A 14,492-nucleotide genomic window follows, 5' to 3' on the forward strand; every position below is an offset into this window, starting at 1 on the left:
CACACTCACGTCCCTTTCCGGGGGACGTTCTTGAACCCGTTGCGGCTGGTGCGGGCCCGGCCCGGCGGACCGTTCACCGTCACCTTCGACGGCCGGGAGATCGAGGCGCTGCCGGGTCAGACCCTGGCGGCCGTGCTGTGGTCCGCGGGCGTCACCGCCTGGCGGGACACCCGGGGCGAGGGCCGGCCGCGCGGGGTGTTCTGCGGGATCGGCGTGTGTTTCGACTGCCTGGTCACCGTCGACGGCCGCCCCAACCAGCGGGCCTGCCTGGTCCCCGCCGTGCCGGGCGCGGACGTCCGTACGCAGGAGGGGACGGGCCATGGCGACTGAACGCAGTCCGGTGCTGGCGGTGATCGGGGCGGGGCCGGCCGGTCTCGCCGCCGCCCTGTCGGCGGCCGCGCGGGGTGTCCGGGTGACGCTGGTCGACTCGGCCGCGGAGCCGGGCGGCCAGTTCTACCGGCAGCCCGCGCGCGGCCTCGGCGCCCGCCGCCCCGAGGCGCTCCACCACCGGTGGCGTACCTGGCGGCGCCTGCGCGCCGGGCTGGACGCACACGTCGCCGCCGGACGGGTGACGCACCTGGGTGAGCGTCATGTGTGGTGCGTGGAGCGGGAGTCGTCGGGTTACACCGTCCATGCGCTGCTCGGCCCCGAGCAGCGGGAGTCCGTCGCGCTGGGTGCCGACGGGGTGCTGCTGGCGACCGGCGGATACGAGCGGGTCCTGCCGTTCCCTGGCTGGACGCTGCCCGGTGTGGTGACCGCGGGGGGTGCGCAGGCACTGCTGAAGGGTGGACTCGTCCTGCCGGGCCGTACCGTGGTCGTGGCGGGGACGGGTCCCCTGCTGCTGCCCGTCGCGACCGGTCTCGCGGCGGCGGGTGCGACGGTGGCCGCCCTGGTCGAGTCGGCCGACCCGAGGGCCTTCGCAAGCCGCGCCCGTTCCCTCGCCGGGGCCCCGGACAAGCTCGTCGAAGGTGCGGGCTACGCCGCTCAACTCTTGCTTCGCCGAGTTCCAGTGACGGTCCGTCATACCGTTCTGGAGGCGCACGGCGTCCAGCGCCTGGAGTCCGTGACCGTCGCCGCGCTCGACTCGGAGGGGCGCCCGGTGCCCGGCAGCGTACGCCGTGTCCCCTGCGACACCCTGGCCGTGAGCCATGGGCTGCTGCCGCACACCGATCTCGCGGACGGTCTCGGCTGCGCTCTGGACGGGGGGACCGTACGCGCCGACGAGGAACAGCGCACCGACGTCCCCGGCGTCTGGGCGGCCGGTGAGGCCACGGGGATCGGGGGCGCGGCCCTGGCGCTGGCCGAGGGCCACATCGCCGGACGCTCGGCGGCGGCCCGGCTGCGGGGCACCACCCCCGACCCGGGCGCATGGGCGTCGGCGGCCTCCACCCGTACGCGGCTGCGCGCCTTCGCCGCCGCGCTCGACGGCGCCTGCGCCCCCGCGGCCCACTGGGCGGAGCAGGTGACCGACGGGACGGTGGTGTGCCGGTGCGAGGAGGTCACGGCCGGGGCGGTCCGTGCGGCGGTCGGTTCGCTCGGCGCCGGTGATCTGCGCACCGTGAAGCTGCTGACGCGGGCCGGGATGGGCTGGTGCCAGGGCCGGATGTGCGAAGCCGGGGTGGCGGGCGTGGCGGGCTGCGCTGCGACGCCGGCCCGCCGACCGCTGGCCCGCCCGGTCCCCCTCGGCGTCCTGGCCGCACCCCCGCCCCGCCGCGAACCGCCCCCGTCGTGAACCGCTCGCACCGGGCCCCGCCCGAGCGGTGAGCCGTACCGCGCCCACCGCCGCTCCCCCTCCTCAGTGCCATGTCACATGCCAGACGGCGAACGACCGGAAGAGGCCGTCGGCGAAACGACCGGAAGAGAGGCTCGTTCCATGACCAGCTCCGAGCACCGCCCCTGGCGAGGCGTCCTCGTCGCCACCGCGCTCCCCCTGCGCGACGACCTCTCCGTCGACCACGACCGCTACGCCGAGCACTGCGCCTGGCTGGTGGCGAACGGCTGCGACGGCGTCGTGCCGAACGGCTCGCTCGGCGAGTACCAGGTCCTCACCGCGGAGGAACGCGCCCGGGTGGTGGAGACGGCCGTGTCCGCGATCGGCGGGGACCGGGTGATGCCGGGCGTGGCGGCGTACGGCTCGGCGGAGGCGCGGCGCTGGGCGGAGCAGGCGCGGGAGGCGGGCTGCGGGGCGGTGATGCTGCTGCCGCCCAACGCCTACCGCGCCGACGAGCGGGCGGTGCTCGCCCACTACGCGGAGGTCGCCGAGGCGGGGCTGCCGGTGGTGGCGTACAACAACCCGATCGACACCAAGGTCGACCTGGTGCCGGAGTTGCTGGCCCGGCTGCACGCGGAGGGGCTCGTCCGTGCGGTGAAGGAGTTCTCCGGAGATGTGCGGCGCGCCTACCGGATCGCCGAACTCGCTCCGGAACTGGACCTGTTGATCGGGGCGGACGACGTGCTGCTGGAGCTGGCGGTGGCCGGGGCGAAGGGCTGGGTGGCCGGTTATCCCAACGCGCTGCCGAGGGCCTCGGTGGAGCTGTACCGGTCGGCGGTCGCGGGGGATCTGACCACCGCGCTGCCGCTGTACCGGCAGCTGCATCCGCTGCTGCGCTGGCACTCGCGCGTCGAGTTCGTCCAGGCCATCAAACTGTCGATGGACGTGGTGGGCCGGCACGGCGGCCGGTGCCGTCCGCCGCGGGTCCCGCTGCTGCCGGAGCAGGAGGCGGCGGTCCGCGCGGCCACCGAGAAGGCCGTTGCCGCCGGCCTCGCCTAGCCCGGCGCGTCACCGCACACGGCAGGGAGAAGGGGACAAGGGGATCTCATGCGCAGCAGACTCGTCCTGCACGCCGTCGACTCGCACACCGAGGGCATGCCCACCCGGGTGGTGACCGGCGGGATCGGCACCATTCCCGGCGCGACGATGAACGAGCGGCGGCTGTACTTCCGTGAACACCGCGACGACATCAAGCAGTTGCTGATGAACGAGCCGCGCGGCCACTCCGCCATGAGCGGTGCGGTCCTGCAGCCGCCGAGCCGGCCGGACTGCGACTGGGGTGTCGTCTACATCGAGGTCTCCGGTTATCTGCCGATGTGCGGGCACGGCACGATCGGGGTGGCGACCGTACTGGTGGAGACCGGCATGGTCGAGGTCGTCGAGCCGGTCACCACCATCCGGCTGGACACGCCGGCCGGGCTGGTCGTCGCCGAGGTGGCGGTCGAGGACGGTGCGGCCACGGCGGTCACCCTGCGCAACGTGCCGTCGTTCTCGGTGGGCCTGGACCGCAGGGCGACCCTGGCCGACGGCCGGACGGTGACGTACGACCTGGCGTACGGCGGCAACTTCTACGCCATCCTGCCGCTGGAGGAGTTCGGGCTGCCCTTCGACCTGGCCCGCAAGGACGACATCCTCGCGGCCGGGCTGGCGCTGATGGAGGCGATCAACTCCGCGGAGGAGCCGGTCCATCCGGAGGACCCGTCGATCCGCGGCTGCCACCACGTGCACCTGTACGCGCCCGGCGCCACCGCCCGGCACTCCCGGCACGCGATGGCCATCCATCCCGGCTGGTTCGACCGCTCCCCCTGCGGTACGGGGACGAGCGCGCGGATGGCCCAGTTGCACGCGCGCGGTGAACTCCCCCTGCACACCGAGTTCGTGAACGAGTCGTTCATCGGCACCCGGTTCACGGGGAGGCTGCTCGGCACGACGGAGGTGGCCGGCCGCCCGGCCGTGCTGCCCAGCTTCACCGGGCGGGCCTGGATCACCGGAACGGCACAGTACTTGCTGGACCCGACGGACCCGTTCCCGGCGGGGTTCGTGCTGTGACGCCGGGGAGTCCGCCGCCGTAGATACTGGTGGTACGTGATCCGGTGATACGTGATATGGCACCGCCCTGACCGAGGAGATCCGCCATGGCCGCCCCGCCTCCGAGCAGCAGCCCTACGCCCGCGGTGCCGTCTCCGCTCTCGCTGCCCGTGCTCGGCGGAAGGCGCAGCAGCTACCGCGAGCGGGTCGCCGACGCGCTCAGGGCGGCGCTGATCGCCGGCGAGCTGGTGCCCGGCGAGGTGTACTCTGCGCCGGCCCTGGCAGCCCGCTTCGGTGTGTCGGCGACGCCGGTGCGCGAGGCGATGCTGGACCTGGCCAAGGAGGGCCTGGTGGACGCGGTGCCCAACAAAGGGTTCCGGGTCACGGAGGTCTCCGACCGGCAGCTCGACGAGTACACGCACGTCCGGGCGCTCGTCGAGATCCCCACGGTGGCGGGGCTGGCGACGACGGCCGACCCGGTGTCGCTGGAGGCACTGCGGCCGGCCGCCCGGGAGATCGTGGCCGCCGCGGTGGCAGGTGACCTGATCGCGTACGTGGAGGCCGACACCCGTTTCCACCTGGGCCTGCTCGCCCTGGCCGGTAACGCCCATCTCGTGGAGGTGGTACGGGACCTGCGTGGGCGGGCCCGGCTGTACGGGCTGACGGCGCTGTCCGCGTCGGGCCGGCTGCTGGCCTCCGCCGAGGAGCACCTGGAGCTCCTGGACGCCCTCCTGGCCCGCGACGAGCAGGCCGTGCGCGAGGTCATGACTCGGCATCTCGGGCATGTGCGGGGCCTGTGGGCGTCGGGCCACGGATGACAGGCAGCGGCCGGGGGTGACCGCTCGTACCGCTGATCACACCCTCTTCACCGGCGCTCGCCTGTGATCCTTGTCGCGGGCGGGTGGCGCGTGGCGGAGGCGCCGGATGGGCATTCACTTGCCCGTGCGTGAAAGGATGGCGTCTCTTTTGTGGGGGAATTCGTGCGGTTGTGTGTGATCGGTGCGGGTCTGTCGGGTCTGGCGACGGCGCACGCCCTCAAGACCGCGGGGGTCGACTTCGTCTGCCTGGAGCAGGCGAGCGACGTCGGGGGGCTCTGGCGCCGGCCGGGGGCGGGCGAGCGCGGTCCCGGCTATCTGTCGCTGCACCTCAACACCGCGAAGAACCTCACCGGTTACGCGGATCATCCGATGCCGGCGTCCTACCCGCTGTATCCGAGGCACGATCAGGTCGCCTCGTATCTGGGCTCGTTCGCGGACTGGGCCGGCATACGGGACCGTATCGAGCTGGGGACGACCGTGGAGTCCGTACGGCGGGACGCCGACGGCGAGTGGACGGTGGTCAGCCGCGACGCCGAAGGCACGCTCTCGTCGCGCCGCTTCGCGCATGTGGTCGTCGCCTCGGGGCACAACTCGGAGCCGTCGATGCCGGAACTGCCCGCGGGCGCGGACACGTTCACCGGGACGATCCGCCATTCCCTCGACTACCACGACGGCAGTGAGTTCGCCGGGCAGCGCGTCGTCGTCGTGGGGCTCGGCAACTCGGCGGTGGACATCGCTGCGGACCTCTCCCGGCACGCCGGGCTGACGGTCCTCTCGGTGCGCCGCGGCCTGCACATCATGCCCAAGCAGTTGTTCGGCATGGCCCTCGACCAGATCGCCGAGGCCGCGTGGTGGGTCAGCATGTCCCTGAGCGAGCAGCGCCGATTCATCGAACAGGCCCTGCTGGTGGCCCGGGGCAAGCTGCGCGACCACGGGCTGCCGGAGCCGGACCATCCGGTGTTCTCCTCCGCCGTGACCATCTCCGACGAGATCCTCAGCCGTATCCGCCACGGCGCGGTCACGCCGAAGCCGTCGATCGACTCCCTCGACGGCGACCGGGTCACGTTCACCGACGGATCGTCCGTACGGGCCGACGCGATCGTGTACTGCACCGGGTACCGGATGTCCTTCCCGTTCCTGGAGCCCGGCTCCCCCGTCGGTGCGCAGGGTCTCGTCGAGCTGTACAAGCGGGTGGTCCCGCCGGGTCTGCCGGGGCTGTACTTCGTCGGCCTGGTCCGCCCCGTCGGTTCGATCACCCGGTTGGTGGAGGCGCAGGCCCGGTGGATCACGCGGCTCGTCACTGGGGAGGCGGTACTGCCGGACGAGGAGCTGATGCGCAAGGAGATCGCGACCTACCTGAGCGGCGTCGCGGGTCAGTACGGGCGGCGGGAGGGGGCGTCGACGCAGGTCAACGTCGCACCGTACCTGCAGGAGTTGAGGGAGGAGTACGCCTCCCGGTGACCGGCCAGGGACTGTGGCGGGGCAAGGGGGCCAGGGGAGGCAAGGGGTCCAGGGGAGGCAAGGGGTCCAGGGGAGGCAAGGAAATGCCCGCCCCGGAGGGCGGGCATCGTCTTCCCGTGGGTGCGGCCGGTGCTTCAAGGAGCCGGCGCGGCCACGGGGTGGCTCACTTGGTCAGCCAGTTGAGGAACTTGCTCCACACGCCGGACTGCTCCGTCTGGCGTACGCCGTGCGGGGCGGGGCGCTGCGGTGCCTGCACGGTGGTCTGCCGGGCCGGCCGGGTCACCGGCTTGATCGGGGTGAACCGCGTGGGCAGCGTGACGAGACCACGGCTGAACGCGCCCGGACGCCACGACAGGCTCTGCTCGGGCACGCTGATCTCGACGTCGGGCAGCCGGTTGAGGAGGTTCTCCACGGCCGACACGACGATCTGCCGGGCGGGCTCCTTGGAGGGGCAGGCGTGCGGGCCGGCACTCCAGGCCAGGTGAGCGCGGTTGCTGCCGGCCTTGCGGGCCGCCGACAGCGTGGGGCCGGTGTTGGCGGCGGCGATACTGACCAGCATCAGGTCGCCGGCCGAGAGCTTCTGCCCGGCGAACTCCATGTCGGACACCGGGTAGTGGGCGGCGAAGTTCGTCATGGGCGGGTTCTCCCACAACGTGTCGTCCATGGCCTCCTCGATCAGGCCGCCCTCGTGGGCGTACCGGTCGTCGGTGAGGATCCGGTGCAGGGTGTTGCCGATGAGGTTGACCAGCGGCTCGGCGCCCGCGCCCAGCAGCAGGGAGACCTGGTGGACCATCTCCTCGTCGGTCAGGGCGGTGTGGTGCTTCAGCAGCCAGGAGGTCACGTCCTCGCCGGGCTTGCGCCGCTTGAGGGCGATCAGCTCGCCGACGGCCTGGAACAGCACCTCGCTGGCCTGTTCGGCGTTGATTCCGTCGAACATGCCGGAGATGCCGAAGAAGACGCGGTCGCCGATGTCGGCGGTGCAGCCGAACAGCTCGTTGAACACGAACAGCGGAAGCTGCTTGGCGTAGGAGCCGACGAGATCGGCCGAACCGCGTTCGCTGAACTGGGAGATGAGGAAGTCGGAGATCCGTTCCACGCTCTGGCTCAGCCGCATCGGGTCGATGCGCGCCATGCTGTCCGTGATGGACTGACGCAGCCTCAGATGCTCGGCGCCGTCGGAGGACATGCAGTTGGGCCGGTAGGCGAGGACGGGGAGGACGGGGCTGTCGGGGGCGATGCGGCCCTCGTTGAAGTCCCGCCAGCGGCGCGCGTCCTTGCGGAACGAGCCGGAGTCCTGCAGGAGTTGGAGGGCGGTGGCGTATTCGGTGACGAGGGTGGCCTCGACTCCCGGGGCTATCTCCACGGGCGCGGTGGGCCCGTAGTGCCGCAGGTAGGTGTAGTAGGCCTGCGGGTCTGCCGCGTACTCAGGCCCGTACAGCGGCACTCTGCCGCCGGGCTGGTGCGCCGGGCAACCCGGAGGGGGCACGGGGGCGGTGGGTCGGGCGTCCATTTCTGCTCCTAGTGGGCACGGTCCTGCAAGTGACGGACGAGGGTGATCAGCGCGCGCGCCGAGGACTTCTCGTCCCGTGCGTCGCAGGTGACGACGGGGGTGTCGTCGAGCAGGTCCAGTGCTTCGCGCAGGGCCGCCACATCACGCGGGGGCGCGCCGTCGAAGTGGTTGACGGCGATGGCGTAGTCAAGTCCGTACTGCTCGATCAGGTCGATCACGGCGAAGGAGTCGGCGAGCCGCTCGGGGTCGACCAGCACCAGCGCGCCGAGCGCGCCGCGTGCCATGTCCTCCCACATCTGGACGAAGCGCTGCTGGCCCGGTGTTCCGAACAGGTACAGCACGACGCGGTCGCTGATGGTGAGGCGGCCGAAGTCCATGGCGACCGTGGTGGTGGTCTTGCCCTGGACTCCCTTGAGGTCGTCGACCGCTTCGGCCGCCCGCGTCATCGTCTCCTCGGTGGACAGCGGCTGGATCTCGGAGATGGCCCCGATGAACGTGGTCTTGCCCACCGCGAAGTGGCCGACCACGAGGATCTTCACCGCTGTCTGCGTCGCGCCCTCCCGGACGTACGCCGTCTCATCCAAACTTGGCCCTGAGACCATTCAGCACCTCCTCCAGGATCTCCCTGTCGGCGAGCGGGGCCCGCTGTACGGGCGGGCGAGTGACGAGGTAGCCGCCCTCGGTGAGGGCGGCGAGGAGGATCTTGACCACGCCGAGGGGCAGTTGGGTGTGCCCCGCGATCTCGGCGACCGAGAGGTAGCCCGCCGAGCACAGGTCGAGCAGGTTCTGCTCCTCCGGGGACAGCCGGGTGGGCCGCTGCTGCCGGTCGGCGACAGCGGTGACCAGGGTGATGAGGGAGAGCTTGTCCTCATCGGGCAGTCCGCGTCCCTTGGTGATGACGTACGGACGCACTAATTCCGGTGTCTGGGGCTCCAGTTCGTCGAAACCGGTCATGACCGTACGCCGAGGTTCTCGCGCGGCGGGGTGGTGAGGGCCTTGCCGAGCTGGCCCACGAGCTGCTGCATCCGGAAGGTGATGTCCTGCATGTCGACGTCGGGCGAGGCGGAGACGCCGAGGTAGGCGCCTTCGCCGGCGGAGATCAGGAAGACCCAGCCCCCGTCGAACTCGACGAGCGTCTGGCGCCACCGCTGGCCGGCGTCCTCGCAGAAGAAGGCGAGCGAGCGGCTGAGCGACTGCACACCGCTCATCGCGGCCGCCACCCGGTCCGCGTCGTCCTTGCCGAAGTCCTGCGTCCGTGCCATCAGCAGGCCGTCGGCGGAGATCAGGACGGCATGCAGGGCCCCGGGGATCTCCAGGGCGCTGTCAAGCATCCATGACAGGTCGTCGTTCACGAGAACTCATGCCCTTCGCTGCTTGCACCACGGGTGCTGCTCGACTGTTCCGCGGGGTCCGTCTGCGTGGCCCGGCCGGAGCGGGTGCCACGCTGGAAGGCGCCCATGATCGCTGCCGTCTCCGCGCCCGAGCGGGCGGGGCCGGTGCCGTTCGAGGCGCTGCCGGGCACGATGGCCATGGGCCGCTTGCGGCGCCGCTTGGGCAGCCCGTCGGCGGTGGTGGCCATGGTCAGCGGGGCCTCGGGGCCGCCAGGGGCAGGCGCAGCGGTCACGGCGGGCGCGGCGGGGATCGGGTCCTTCTGCTCGGGTGCGGTGGTGAGCAGGTCGTGCGGCAGGAGGAGCACCGCGCGGACGCCGCCGTACGGCGAGGAGGAGTCCACGGACACCTCGAAGCCGAAGCGCTCGCTGAGCACGCCGATGACGGCGAAGCCGAACTGCGGCGGGTTGCCTAGTGCGGAGACGCCGGAGACGCGCTCGCTGGACAGAAGCCTCTCGGCGCGGGCCCGTTCCTCGTCGTTCATGCCGACACCGGCGTCGTCGACGACGATGCAAATGCCCTTGGGCACGGTGCGGATGTTGATTTCGACGACGGTGTCCGGGCTGGAATAGCTGGTGGCGTTGTCGAGGAGTTCCGCGAGGGCCAGGGCGACGGGCTCGACGGCACGGCTGGTGATGCCGAAGTCGACCTGGGAGAGAATTTCCACCCGCCGGTAATGACGGACCCTGCCCTGGGCGCTGCGGACGACGTCGTAGACCGAGGCGACATCGCGCTGACGTCCGAGCCAGCCGTCGCACAGGACGGCGATGGACTGGGCACGTCGGCCGAACTGGGAGTTGGTGTGGTCGATCTCCAACAGGTCCTGGAGGATGACCGACTCACCGTATTTGTTCTGCAGCCGGGAGACGATCAACTGCTGTTCCGCGGCGAGGCCCTGGAGGGTCCGCATGGCGGACTTCAGGACCGTTTTCGTAGCCTCTTCGGCTCTTTCCTGAGCTGCCTCGACGGATTTCGCGTACCCGTTCTCGAGCTCGGCATGGCGAGCCCGGACTTCTGCGAACTCCTGCCTTAACGTCCGCGCCGCCCTGCGCTGGCGAACAATGACGGCGACTGCGACGAGTACGGCGACGAGGAGAGCCCAGAGTACCGGGTTCTGTATGTAATCAGTCATAAGACTCTCTTCAGGCGGCCTCGACTGACGGCCAGTTGCTGAATTCCCGTCAATATGCGGGTGGACCGGCGGACCGCCCGCATCGGGGTTGCCGCCCGGACTGTCCCCGTAGTCGGAGATGTCGTCTTGCACCCATCCGCCCGCTCTACAAGCGAGCGTGATCGTATCACCACAAGATGGCGCTACAGACCGTCAATATGCCCACCCAGATGAACATTGACGGACTGTCAGCCGTTTCGGGCTGCGACCGCGCAACGACCCACCCGGGGACCACCACAGAACAAGTGATAAACGGGCTTCCGCGACATTCGGGTGAGATGCAAACAATTACTGCGCGGCAGGAAGCGGCGACAGCGACGGCAGCGGCGACGGCAGCAGCGAGCGACAGCACCCCGGGCACGGCCGGCCGGGTCCGGTCGGTCCCGGTCCGGTCGAGTTCGATCGGTGCGGGAACGAGAAAGCCCGTACCGGAAGGAACCTGGTACGGGCTTCACATACTCACCGAGCGGATTCCGCACCGCACGGGGAGTGAGAGTGTCCGAGGGGGGACTTGAACCCCCACGCCCGATAAAGGGCACTAGCACCTCAAGCTAGCGCGTCTGCCATTCCGCCACCCGGACAGGGTGTGTGTCGGCCGGCGGGGGCGTTCCCCCGCGGCGACATGGACAACAATACCAAGCTTTCGGAGTGCGTTTCACCTGCATATCCGCACGCCAGACGGCTGCGGCGGGGGCGGGCCGCAGGGGTCACCCTGGGCGACGGGTCGGTGACGCGTGATGGGGGGCGCCGGCGTCCGGACGGGCGTAGCGGATCGGGGCCTGCCGTGTCGTGGCGGGCCCCGGTCGGCGTGCCCGGGGAGGGGGATCAGGACTTGGCGCGGGCGTGGTACGAGCGCCGGGTGTGCTCCGTGTGCTCCCGCATCAGCCGGGCGGCGAGCTGTTCGTCGCGGTTGAGGATCGCGGTGATCAGGTCGCGGTGCTCGATCCAGGACTGCTCGCCACGCTGGCGGGCGACCGGCGTGTAGTACCAGCGCACACGGCGGTCCACCTGGGCCGCCAGCTCCGCCAGGACCGCGTTGCCCGCCAGCTCCATGATCTTGGCGTGGAAGCGGGAGTTGAGGGCGACGGCGGCGTCCACGTCGTCGTCGGCCACGGCCTGCAGCCCGAGTGCGAGGATCTCGTCCAGGTCGTCGACGTCGTGCGTCTTCGCCTGCGTGGCCGCGAGGCGAGCCGCCTCGGCCTCCAACAGTGCGCGGACGGTGAGGAGTTGGTCGGCCTCCTCCTCGGTCGGCTCGTGCACGAAGGCGCCCTGTGCGGGCCTGAGGTCCACCCAGCCCTCGGTGCTGAGGCGCTGCAGTGCCTCGCGCACGGGCTGGCGCGAGACGCCCAGGTGGTTGGCCAGCTCGCCCTCGACGAGGTGCTGACCCGGCTGGAGGGCACGGGTGGTGATGAGCTCGAGCAGCGCCTCGTAGACGCGGTCGCGCAGCGGGCCTGGCCGTTCGAGCTTGGGTACCGCACCCTGCGGCAGTCCTGTCGACAACATCGGTCGGTTCCCCTCCTGGGCAGCGCCGGGCAGCAACGGCCGACCGGGGTAGCCACGAATGCGAAAGACGTAGGGAGTCAGACTGTATGGGGCCAGACTGGATGAAGTCGGCTGTCCGTCGCCTCCTGCATACCGTCTACAGCCGACCGGATATCGATGAGTATCGATTGTTTTTCGTCTACGTCTACGGCGCGCCGTGGCCGGCCCTCCTGGCCGTCGAACGCGTCACACCGCCGCCGACCGGGCCGTTCAGGGGCAGCGTACGACCTGTCCGGCGTACGACAGGTTGCCGCCGAAGCCGAACAGCAGCACCGGATCCCCGGTGGAGATCGCGCCCTGCTCGACCAGCTTGGAGAAGGCGAGCGGGATGCTGGCGGCGGAGGTGTTCCCCGAAGCGGTGACATCGCGGGCGACCACCGCGTTGACGGCGCCGATCTTCTGGGCCAGCGGTTCGATGATCCGCAGGTTCGCCTGGTGCAGCACGACGGCGGCGAGGTCCTCGGGGCGCAGTCCGGCCCGCTCGCAGGCCTGGCTGGCGAGGGGCGGCAGCTGGGTGGTGGCCCACCGGTAGACGCTCTGCCCCTCCTGCGCGAACCGCGCCGGCTGGCCCTCGATGCGGACCGCGTGCCCCATCTCGGGGACCGACCCCCACAGCACGGGTGAGATCCCGGGCTCCGCGCCGTCGGGACATGCCTCGACGACCGCGGCGCCCGCTCCGTCACCGACGAGGACGCAGGTGGTGCGGTCGGACCAGTCCGTCACCTCGGACATCTTGTCGGCGCCGATGACCAGGGCGCGGGTCGCGGCGCCCGCCCGGACGGTGTGGTCGCCGGTGGCCAGGGCGTGGGTGAAGCCTGCGCACACGACGTTGACGTCCATGGCGGCCGGGCCCGGGATGCCGAGGCGGGCGGCGACCCGGGCGGCCATGTTGGGCGAGCGGTCGACGGCGGTGGAGGTGGCGACCAGCACGAGGTCGATGTCGGCGGGGGCGAGACCGGCGGCGGCGAGGGCCTTGGCGGCGGCGTGCGCGGCGAGCTCGTCCACGGGCTCGTCGGGGCCGGCGATGTGGCGGGTGTGGATGCCCACCCGGCTCCTGATCCACTCGTCACTGGTGTCGACCATGCCCGCCAGTTCCTCGTTGGTGAGCACCTTGGCGGGCTGGTAGTGGCCGACGGCGGCGATGCGCGAGCCGTTCATGTGGGGGTCCCCCTCGTTGCCTTGGGTAGCGGGATCCACCAGTCTGATCAGTGACTCGCGGGTACGGAGACAGGTGTTGCGACAGGAAACGGGTGCCGGGGTTGTCGGCTTCCCTCTAACCCTCGGACGCCCGAACACTTCCCGAACGCCTGCCCGTGAGCAGCACGAACGGCTATCCGGTGAACAGTTTCGCCGCCTTCTGCACCAGCTCGTAGAGTCCGTAGGCGAGCGGGGCGCCCACCCACAGCCAGGCGAGCGCGATGAGCGGCCGGCGGTCCGGCTCAGGCGGACTCGGGCTGCTGTCGGGCTGCGACATCGGCGGCCTCCTTCGTCGGGGCGGGCAGGTGGTGGCGGGCGGCGACGGGGCGGACCAGTTCGTTGGCGACGAAGCCGACGGCGAGCAGCCCGATCATGATGAACAGGGACAGGGAGTAGAGGTCCGCGCCGTGCTTGCCGGCCTCTTCCTGGCGGTCGGCGATCCAGTTGACGATCAGCGGTCCGAGGACGCCGGCCGTGGACCAGGCGGTGAGCAGCCGGCCGTGGATGGCGCCGACCTGGTAGGTCCCGAAGAGGTCCTTGAGGTAGGCGGGGATCGTCGCGAAGCCGCCGCCGTAGAAGGAGAGGATCACGAGGGCGCACAGGATGAACAGCGGCTTGGAGGAGTCGCCGAACAGCGCGATGAGCGCGTACATGAGGGCGCCGACGCCCAGGTAGAGGCGGTAGACGTTCTTGCGGCCGATCAGGTCGGACGTGGACGACCAGCCGATGCGGCCGGCCATGTTGGCCGAGGACAGCAGGGCGACGAACCCGGCGGCGGCCGTCATGGACACCGGGGTGGAGGTGTCGGCGAAGAAGTCCGTGATCATCGGGGCGGCCTTCTCCAGGATGCCGATGCCGGCGGTCACGTTCATGCAGAGCACCACCCACAGGCACCAGAACTGCGGGGTGCGCACCGCGGAGCGGGCCGAGACCTGCACGCCCGTGCCGCCGCTCGGCCCGCCGCTCGCCTCCTCGGGGACCGCCTGGACGGTGCGGGGGACGCGGACGAGGAGCACGCCGAGGGTCATGAAGACCGCATACGATATTCCGTGGACGAGGAAGGCGAGCGCGATCCCGGAATGGTCGGCGCCGAACGACTCCAGCATCTGCGCGGACCAGGGCGAGGCGATGAGCGCGCCGCCGCCGAAGCCCATGATCGCGATGCCGGTGGCCATGCCGGGCCGGTCGGGGAACCACTTGATCAGGGTGGAGACGGGCGAGATGTAGCCGATGCCCAGGCCGATGCCGCCGACGAAGCCGTAGCCGAGGACGATCAGCCAGTACTGCTCGGTGGCCGCGCCGAGCGCGGAGATCAGGAAGCCCGAGGAGAAGCAGAGCAGGGCGACCGTCATCGCCCAGCGCGGCCCGTTGCGCTCGACGAGCGTGCCGCCGAACGCGGCGGACAGGCCGAGCATGACGATGGCGAGCTGGAAGGGCAGCGCGCTCTGGGTGCCGCTGAGACCGAGCGCCGACTCCAGCGGGGGCTTGAAGACGGACCAGGCGTAGGCCTGGCCGATGGAGAGGTGGACGGAGAGGGCGGCCGGGGGCACGAGCCAGCGGCTCCAGCCGGGCGGTGCGACAGGGGGACTCATGAATCCCGAACGG

At 71.1% G+C, this 14,492-nt stretch carries 15 protein-coding genes and 1 tRNA gene; 6 read left to right on the forward strand and 10 right to left on the reverse strand.

Going from position 1 to position 14,492, the window contains the following annotated elements; genetic code table 11:
• Positions 1–30 precede the first annotated feature (30 nt).
• The 6 genes from U5640_RS05905 to U5640_RS05930 all read left to right on the forward strand — a co-directional run bounded on the left by U5640_RS05905 (position 31) and on the right by U5640_RS05930 (position 6,078).
• Positions 31–330, forward strand: a complete 300-nt coding sequence (locus U5640_RS05905; protein ID WP_340374734.1) for a (2Fe-2S)-binding protein — start codon at positions 31–33, stop codon at positions 328–330.
• Entirely contained in the window at positions 320–1,732 is a 1,413-nt protein-coding gene (locus U5640_RS05910; RefSeq protein WP_340374735.1) for an FAD-dependent oxidoreductase, read from the forward strand. The genes U5640_RS05905 and U5640_RS05910 overlap by 11 nt, the downstream gene beginning before the upstream one ends.
• Before the next feature lie 141 nt (positions 1,733–1,873).
• Complete coding sequence (locus U5640_RS05915; RefSeq protein ID WP_340374736.1) at positions 1,874–2,770, forward strand: dihydrodipicolinate synthase family protein; 897 nt, start codon at positions 1,874–1,876, stop codon at positions 2,768–2,770.
• Positions 2,771–2,818: 48 nt separating this feature from the next.
• On the forward strand, positions 2,819–3,820 hold the full coding sequence (locus U5640_RS05920) for a proline racemase family protein (protein ID WP_340374737.1): 1,002 nt from the start codon (positions 2,819–2,821) through the stop codon (positions 3,818–3,820).
• An 86-nt stretch (positions 3,821–3,906) separates the two neighbouring features.
• Positions 3,907–4,617 (forward strand): GntR family transcriptional regulator, encoded by a 711-nt coding sequence (locus U5640_RS05925; protein ID WP_340374738.1) that lies wholly within the window; start codon positions 3,907–3,909, stop codon positions 4,615–4,617.
• 162 nt (positions 4,618–4,779) lie between these two features.
• The gene (locus U5640_RS05930; RefSeq protein ID WP_340384958.1) at positions 4,780–6,078 is read left to right on the forward strand and encodes an NAD(P)-binding domain-containing protein; all 1,299 of its coding nucleotides are present in this window, start codon (positions 4,780–4,782) and stop codon (positions 6,076–6,078) included.
• 163 nt (positions 6,079–6,241) lie between these two features.
• Here U5640_RS05930 and U5640_RS05935 read toward each other — a convergent pair whose 3' ends face one another.
• The 10 genes from U5640_RS05935 to U5640_RS05980 form a co-directional block, all read right to left on the reverse strand.
• Positions 6,242–7,588 carry a cytochrome P450 gene (locus U5640_RS05935; protein ID WP_340374739.1) on the reverse strand — a complete coding sequence of 449 codons (1,347 nt, stop codon included), beginning with the start codon at positions 7,586–7,588 and terminating at the stop codon, positions 6,242–6,244.
• An 8-nt stretch (positions 7,589–7,596) separates the two neighbouring features.
• Positions 7,597–8,190 carry an ATP/GTP-binding protein gene (locus U5640_RS05940; RefSeq protein WP_340374740.1) on the reverse strand — a complete coding sequence of 198 codons (594 nt, stop codon included), beginning with the start codon at positions 8,188–8,190 and terminating at the stop codon, positions 7,597–7,599.
• Entirely contained in the window at positions 8,165–8,542 is a 378-nt protein-coding gene (locus tag U5640_RS05945) for a DUF742 domain-containing protein (protein ID WP_055639149.1), read from the reverse strand. The genes U5640_RS05940 and U5640_RS05945 overlap by 26 nt, the downstream gene beginning before the upstream one ends.
• Positions 8,539–8,940, reverse strand: coding sequence for a roadblock/LC7 domain-containing protein (locus U5640_RS05950; protein ID WP_055639150.1), 402 nt, complete (start codon positions 8,938–8,940; stop codon positions 8,539–8,541). The genes U5640_RS05945 and U5640_RS05950 overlap by 4 nt, the downstream gene beginning before the upstream one ends.
• Positions 8,937–10,109, reverse strand: coding sequence for an ATP-binding protein (locus tag U5640_RS05955; RefSeq protein WP_340374741.1), 1,173 nt, complete (start codon positions 10,107–10,109; stop codon positions 8,937–8,939). Before U5640_RS05955 ends, U5640_RS05950 begins: the two co-directional genes overlap by 4 nt.
• Positions 10,110–10,644: 535 nt before the next feature.
• Positions 10,645–10,729, reverse strand: a tRNA-Leu gene (locus tag U5640_RS05960).
• Between the two features lie 244 nt (positions 10,730–10,973).
• Positions 10,974–11,651: a GntR family transcriptional regulator gene (locus U5640_RS05965; RefSeq protein ID WP_340374742.1), complete on the reverse strand. Its 678-nt coding sequence runs from the start codon at positions 11,649–11,651 to the stop codon at positions 10,974–10,976.
• A gap of 249 nt (positions 11,652–11,900) precedes the next feature.
• The gene (locus U5640_RS05970) at positions 11,901–12,848 is read right to left on the reverse strand and encodes a beta-ketoacyl-ACP synthase III (RefSeq protein WP_340374743.1); all 948 of its coding nucleotides are present in this window, start codon (positions 12,846–12,848) and stop codon (positions 11,901–11,903) included.
• Positions 12,849–13,020: 172 nt separating this feature from the next.
• A complete protein-coding gene (locus U5640_RS05975; protein WP_167738980.1) occupies positions 13,021–13,164 on the reverse strand; it encodes a hypothetical protein in 144 nt (47 codons plus the stop codon).
• Positions 13,130–14,479, reverse strand: a complete 1,350-nt coding sequence (locus U5640_RS05980) for an OFA family MFS transporter (protein WP_340374744.1) — start codon at positions 14,477–14,479, stop codon at positions 13,130–13,132. The genes U5640_RS05975 and U5640_RS05980 overlap by 35 nt, the downstream gene beginning before the upstream one ends.
• Positions 14,480–14,492: the final 13 nt, after the last annotated feature.

It is taken from the genome of Streptomyces sp. SS7, assembly GCF_037993025.1.
GTDB lineage: Bacteria > Actinomycetota > Actinomycetes > Streptomycetales > Streptomycetaceae > Streptomyces.

Coding starts and splice junctions, on each gene's coding strand:
- U5640_RS05910 (WP_340374735.1), top strand. CDS start 320: ATGGCGACTGAACGCAGTCCGGTGCTGGCGGTGATCGGGGCGGGGCCG.
- U5640_RS05945 (WP_055639149.1), bottom strand. CDS start 8,542: ATGACCGGTTTCGACGAACTGGAGCCCCAGACACCGGAATTAGTGCGT.
- U5640_RS05955 (WP_340374741.1), bottom strand. CDS start 10,109: ATGACTGATTACATACAGAACCCGGTACTCTGGGCTCTCCTCGTCGCC.
- U5640_RS05965 (WP_340374742.1), bottom strand. CDS start 11,651: ATGTTGTCGACAGGACTGCCGCAGGGTGCGGTACCCAAGCTCGAACGG.
- U5640_RS05915 (WP_340374736.1), top strand. CDS start 1,874: ATGACCAGCTCCGAGCACCGCCCCTGGCGAGGCGTCCTCGTCGCCACC.
- U5640_RS05925 (WP_340374738.1), top strand. CDS start 3,907: ATGGCCGCCCCGCCTCCGAGCAGCAGCCCTACGCCCGCGGTGCCGTCT.
- U5640_RS05980 (WP_340374744.1), bottom strand. CDS start 14,479: ATGAGTCCCCCTGTCGCACCGCCCGGCTGGAGCCGCTGGCTCGTGCCC.
- U5640_RS05935 (WP_340374739.1), bottom strand. CDS start 7,588: ATGGACGCCCGACCCACCGCCCCCGTGCCCCCTCCGGGTTGCCCGGCG.
- U5640_RS05920 (WP_340374737.1), top strand. CDS start 2,819: ATGCGCAGCAGACTCGTCCTGCACGCCGTCGACTCGCACACCGAGGGC.
- U5640_RS05975 (WP_167738980.1), bottom strand. CDS start 13,164: ATGTCGCAGCCCGACAGCAGCCCGAGTCCGCCTGAGCCGGACCGCCGG.
- U5640_RS05940 (WP_340374740.1), bottom strand. CDS start 8,190: ATGGTCTCAGGGCCAAGTTTGGATGAGACGGCGTACGTCCGGGAGGGC.
- U5640_RS05970 (WP_340374743.1), bottom strand. CDS start 12,848: ATGAACGGCTCGCGCATCGCCGCCGTCGGCCACTACCAGCCCGCCAAG.